This window comes from Stenotrophomonas sp. PS02289 (assembly GCF_029960115.1).
Lineage (GTDB): Bacteria > Pseudomonadota > Gammaproteobacteria > Xanthomonadales > Xanthomonadaceae > Stenotrophomonas.
Map to the genome: position 1 here is coordinate 1 of NZ_JASCOZ010000274.1, position 3,336 is coordinate 3,336.

The 3,336-nt window shown below is 67.1% G+C and carries 2 protein-coding genes; one reads left to right on the top strand and one right to left on the bottom strand.

The window, feature by feature from the left end; translation table 11 throughout:
• Positions 1-241: 241 nt before the first annotated feature.
• On the bottom strand, positions 242-1,684 hold the full coding sequence (locus QMX83_RS20810; RefSeq protein ID WP_282298524.1) for a class II fumarate hydratase: 1,443 nt from the start codon (positions 1,682-1,684) through the stop codon (positions 242-244).
• A gap of 154 nt (positions 1,685-1,838) precedes the next feature.
• Between QMX83_RS20810 and purB the strand changes: the two genes are divergently transcribed.
• Entirely contained in the window at positions 1,839-3,206 is a 1,368-nt protein-coding gene (gene purB, locus QMX83_RS20815) for an adenylosuccinate lyase (protein WP_282298525.1), read from the top strand.
• Positions 3,207-3,336: the final 130 nt, after the last annotated feature.

Consider the following 3,336-nt stretch of genomic DNA (forward strand, 5'->3'; position numbering starts at 1 on the left):
GTCGTGGCATTTCCCATGGCCACCGACCCTGTATCGAGGGGCCGGTGGGTGGGGGGTACGGGACCGTGAAGGCACATGGATGTGCCGCCCGAGCCTAACGGGAGATTTAAGGCGTGTCCCGTACCCCCCGCCCGCCGGCCCCAGACACGTAGACCGGCAGCCGAAGGTTGTTCGCCCAAACGCATGAAGCCGGGCAAAGCCCGGCCCCACGCAGCTCACTGCAATCACACGCTTTACGCGATCAACCACCACCGCCCGAACCACCGCCGGCGTGGATGCCACCGGCGGTCAGTGCGGTCGGATCGAGCAGGCGACGGAGTTCGGCTTCGCTGAGGCCGCTGTCTTCCTTGGCCACGTCCAGCACCGGGCGCTGCTCCTTGTAGGCGCGCTTGGCGATTGCGGCGGCCTTTTCGTAACCGATGATCGGGTTCAGCGCGGTGACCAGGATCGGGTTGCGGCCCAGTGCTTCGCGCACGCGGTCCTCGCGTACCTTCAGGCCCGCGATCGCGGTGTCGGCCAGCAGACGCGAGATGTTGGCCAGCAGGCCGATGCCGTCCAGCAGGTTGGCCGCCACCAGCGGCAGAGTCACGTTCAACTGGAAGTTGCCCGTCTGCCCCGCCACCGTGATCGCGGTGTGGTGACCGATCACCTGCGCGCACACCATCACCGTGGCTTCCGGAATCACCGGATTGACCTTGCCCGGCATGATCGAGCTGCCCGGCTGCAGCGCCGGCAGTTCGATCTCGCCCAGGCCCGCCAGCGGACCGGCGTTCATCCAGCGCAGGTCGTTGGCGATCTTGATCAGCGCCACCGCCAGTGCATTGAGCTGGCCGGAAAGCTCCACCGCGTCGTCCTGCGCGGCCAGTCCCTCGAACTTGTTCTCCGCACTGTCAAAGCGTACACCGGTCTGCTGCTTCAGACGCTTGGCCACGCGCTCGCCGAATCGCGGATCCGCGTTGATGCCGGTGCCGATGGCGGTGCCGCCCAGCGGCAGCCGGCGCAGGCGCTTGAGCGCGTCTTCCAGCCGCTCCTGCGCCGAGGCCAGCTGCGCCGACCACGCGCCGAACTCCTGCTCGAAGGTCAGCGGCATCGCGTCCATCAGGTGCGTGCGCCCGGTTTTCACCACTTTGCGCAGGCTGCGGCCCTTCTTGTCGATGGTCTTGCGCAGGTGCACCAGCGCCGGCAGCAGTTGCTCATGCACGCCCAGCAGCGCCGACACCCGCAGCGCGGTGGGAATCACGTCGTTGGAGCTCTGGCCCTGGTTGACGTGGTCATTGGGGTGCACCGCCGTCTTGCCCGCCTTGCCGGCACGGTTGGCCAGGGTGGCGATCACCTCGTTGGCATTCATGTTGGACGAGGTGCCCGACCCGGTCTGGTACACGTCGATCGGGAAATGCGCGTCGTGCTCGCCCTCGGCGACTTCGCTCGCCGCCGCTTCAATGGCCTTGCCGATGTTCTTGGGCAGGTGGCCCAGCTCGGCGTTCACCGCGGCGGCCGCGCCCTTGACCAGGCCCAGCGCGCGGATGAAGCCGCGCGGCATGCGCTGGCCCGATACCGGGAAATTCTCCACGGCCCGCTGGGTCTGCGCGCCCCACAAGGCGTCTGCAGGTACCTGCAGTTCACCCATGCTGTCATGCTCGACCCGGAACGCCTGCAGGGGGCGCTTTGTTGCTGCTTTGCTCATTTCGTTGACTCCGCACTACTTCTTGTTGGGGAAAGGAAGCGGCGGCTGGCGAAGGAGCGCTTCCTGGCTGGCGGCTCCTGACACGATACTCCAACCGGCGCTACCGGTCCTTACCCGTATAATGTTGCCCCCGCCGCCCCTGCCTGCGCCTGCCATGTCCGAATTCGCCCTGCTTGCCCTGTCCCCGCTCGATGGCCGCTATGCCGGCAAGGTCGACGCGCTGCGTCCGATCTTCTCCGAATATGGCCTGATCAAGGCCCGCGTGAAGGTGGAAGTGGAATGGCTGCTGGCCCTGGCCAACGAACCGGGCATCGTCGAACTGGCTCCGTTCGCCCCGGCGGCGGCCGAGCGCCTGCGTGCGCTGGCCGACGGCTTCTCCCCGGCCCATGCCGCACGGGTCAAGGAAATCGAGCGCACCACCAATCACGACGTGAAGGCGGTGGAGTACTTCATCAAGGAACAGCTCAAGGATGACGCCGAGCTGGCTCCGGCGCTGGAGTTCGTGCATTTCGCCTGCACCAGCGAAGACATCAACAACCTCAGCTACGGGCTGATGCTGGAACAGGCCCGCCGCGACGTGCTGCTGCCCAGCCTGGACGGCATTGTCGCCAGCCTGCGCGCCCTCGCCCACGCCCAGGCTGCCCAGCCGATGCTGTCGCGCACCCACGGCCAGACCGCCTCGCCCACCACGCTGGGCAAGGAAGTGGCCAATGTGGTTGCCCGCCTGGAGCGCCAGCGCCGCCAGATCGCCGCGGTGGAGTTCACCGGCAAGATCAACGGTGCGGTCGGCAACTACAACGCGCACGTGGTGTCCTACCCCGACGTGGACTGGCCGGCCTTCGCGCAGCGCTTCGTGGAAAGCCTGGGCCTGGTGTTCAACCCCTACACCACCCAGATCGAGCCGCACGACAACATCGCCGAAATCGGCGACGCTGCCCGCCGCGCCAACATCATCCTGATCGACCTGGCCCGCGACATCTGGGGCTACATCTCGCTGGGCTACTTCAAGCAGAAGCTGAAGGAAGGCGAAGTCGGCTCCTCGACCATGCCGCACAAGGTCAACCCGATCGACTTCGAGAACGCCGAAGGCAACTTCGGCATCGCCAACGCGCTGTTCGAGCACTTCAGCGCCAAGCTGCCGATCAGCCGCTGGCAGCGCGACCTGACCGACTCCACCGTACTGCGCGCCGTGGGCACCGCCTTCGGCCACACCCAGGTGGCGCTGGATTCGCTGGCCAAGGGCCTGGGCAAGCTGACCGTCAACCCGGAGCGCCTGGACGCCGACCTCGACGCTTCGTGGGAAGTGCTGGCCGAAGCCGTGCAGACCGTGATGCGTCGCTACGGCCTGCCCAACCCGTACGAGCAGCTCAAGGCCCTGACCCGCGGCCAGGGCATCACCGCCGAGTCGATGAAGGCCTTCGTGGAGTCCCTGGACCTGCCGGAAAGCGCCAAGCAGGAACTGCGCACGCTGACCCCGGGTGGATACGTGGGCCTGGCGGCGGAGCTGGCCAAGGCGATCTGAGCCTCGCGGCCAATGTGAAATCCCGGACGGGGCATCGGTTCATCCGGTGCCCCGTTTTTGTTTGGGACCGCCTGGGCCGGCCAACGGCCGGCGCTACCGTGTCGAACGCGCCGCACGCTCCGGTAGCTGT